Origin of the sequence: Vibrio sp. V10_P2A27P122 (assembly GCF_963874335.1) — a bacterium.
Taxonomy (GTDB): domain Bacteria; phylum Pseudomonadota; class Gammaproteobacteria; order Enterobacterales; family Vibrionaceae; genus Vibrio; species Vibrio anguillarum.
This window is the reverse complement of the sequence record NZ_CAWNHY010000226.1, coordinates 1-2,088: the sequence shown is the minus strand read 5'-3', so window position 1 is coordinate 2,088 and position 2,088 is coordinate 1. Positions and strand designations below refer to the sequence as shown.

The window sequence follows — 2,088 nt, the reverse complement described above, 5'->3', positions numbered from 1 at the left end:
CATATGTTGGATAGACCATCGCTAAGGATGTGCATGGCGACACACCCATGGCTTACTAAATTGCCTTCTACAATTCATTTTGTGCCCTCAAATCAACAAGGTTCGTGTTGACTTGTTTATACCCCATTCCTTTTCAAGATCCGTCTAATTAATTTTACCTAAGTCAAACACTGTAATACTTAAAGTAATGCGTTCAACTCTCATACGACAGAGCCGAACCGCATTGCCTTTATTTTTTCACTTCTTTCTCATTTATTTGCGTTTGACTAAGCCAAAATGCTTCTTACCGCGCTTAATCAACCAGTATTGATCAAACAATGGGAAACCTAGCAGTGAATTATCTGGTGTTATTTTTTCACCATTTACACTAATCGCATTGTCTTCAATTAGCTCTCTGGCGATGCGTTTTGATTTCGCTAACCCTGATTCGACCAACAATTCTACAATGTCTTGCTGAGTGCTTTCGATGCTTGGAATACCATCTAGCTCTAATTGTTTGAGTTCACTATAACTCAGCTTCTCAAGGCTATTTGCGAATAATGCTTGTGTAATACGCTCTGCGCTGAGTAGCCCTGATTCACCATGAACAAAACGAGTCATATTCTGCGCCAGAATCTTTTGTGCCTCGGGTTTACCGTTGCTTGACTTATCCTGCCATTCTATCTGATCGATTTCTTCACAGGTTAAGAATGTGTAGTATCGAAGAAGGTTATAAACATCGGTATCCTCAGTGGATAACCAAAACTGATAAAACATATACGGTGATGTTTTTTCAGGGTCAAGCCAAACGGCTCCTCCTTCTGTTTTACCAAATTTAGTACCGTCAGATTTCGTTATCAAAGGTAGGGTCAAACCAAACACTTGTTCTCCATTCTGACGACGTGTTAAATCAATACCGCTGACAATATTTCCCCATTGGTCATTACCACCAATTTGTAAGCAACAACCATGGTTTCGATTAAGCACCGAAAAATCATAGGACTGGAGTAAACTATAACTAAATTCTGTAAATGAAATGCCCTGTTCAGGCCTTTGCAATCGTTGTTTTACCGACTCACGGCTGATCATATTGTTGACTGAAAAATGCTTACCGACATCACGGAAAAAATCGATGACATTAATATCTCTCATCCATTCTGCGTTGTTGACGATAGTCATGGGCTTGCTTAAATGAGGAGCTAGCAACTGCTCGATTTGAGTAGTGAGATCTTTGACCCAACTGGCTACCGTTTCTTCAGTATTCAAACTGCGCTCTACAGCTTTGAAACTTGGGTCGCCAATCATACCCGTTGCGCCACCAATAAGCGCTAATGCTTGATGTCCGGCATCTTGAAAACGCTTGAGCATAATTAGAGGAACTAAGTGCCCAATATGAAGGCTACCAGCGGTAGGATCGAAACCGCAGTAAACTGTTTGTGGCTGGTTCAGTTGTTGCTGTATTTGGTCTAAATCACTGGTTTGAGCAATTAATCCGCGCGTTTGTAGTTCCTGAATGAATGTCATCTATCACGTCTTCTCTGTAATGAATAATGTGATGTACAGATTACGAATAGAACCTTATGCGAGATATATCCTTAAAGGGATAATGAGTTCATTTAGTGGGTAATAATATGGTTGAGGAAGATTTGAAACAGTTCACTGAGTGACGATACCCTCAGTTGAGCATAGATACGCTTTCTGTGATTTTTTACCGTTCCTTCTGTAATGTCCAACTGTTTTGCTATTTCTTTGGTATCAAGTCCTTGCAATATTAAACGGGCTATTTGTTTCTCTCTAGTTGAAAGTAAATCTTTGCCAAAAGAGTGCAGGCCATCTTCTATGAACTTTCGTTTTTTTACTGAGTAGGATTCCGGAGAAAAGACAGGTTCCGCAAGAAGGAATTCAGTTTGCTTCCAGTGTTGTTGACATAGCGATTGAATGACTGAGAAGTATGATTTTAACGTTTTACATTTAATGGCGAAAATAAATTGTCTTCATGGGTGCAGCCTAAATAGATAAGGACCCAGCGAGTTGCTTCAACTTTAATAAGAATACTTAACTCATCTTTCCAGCCAGTTTGTAGATAAAACTGATTACAGTATGTTTGAT

General features: G+C 39.6%; 1 protein-coding gene and 1 pseudogene. Both read right to left on the bottom strand.

Annotated elements, in window-relative coordinates; translation table 11 throughout:
* Nucleotides 1-252: 252 nt before the first annotated feature.
* A complete protein-coding gene (gene tyrS, locus AACQ17_RS09555; RefSeq protein ID WP_094167795.1) occupies nucleotides 253-1,503 on the bottom strand; it encodes a tyrosine--tRNA ligase in 1,251 nt (416 codons plus the stop codon).
* Between the two features lie 92 nt (nucleotides 1,504-1,595).
* A pseudogene (locus AACQ17_RS09550) lies at nucleotides 1,596-2,088 on the bottom strand (response regulator transcription factor); the annotation flags it as partial.

Excerpts from the sequence above, each read along its gene's own strand:
- tyrS (WP_094167795.1), bottom strand. The coding sequence starts at position 1,503 with ATGACATTCATTCAGGAACTACAAACGCGCGGATTAATTGCTCAAACC.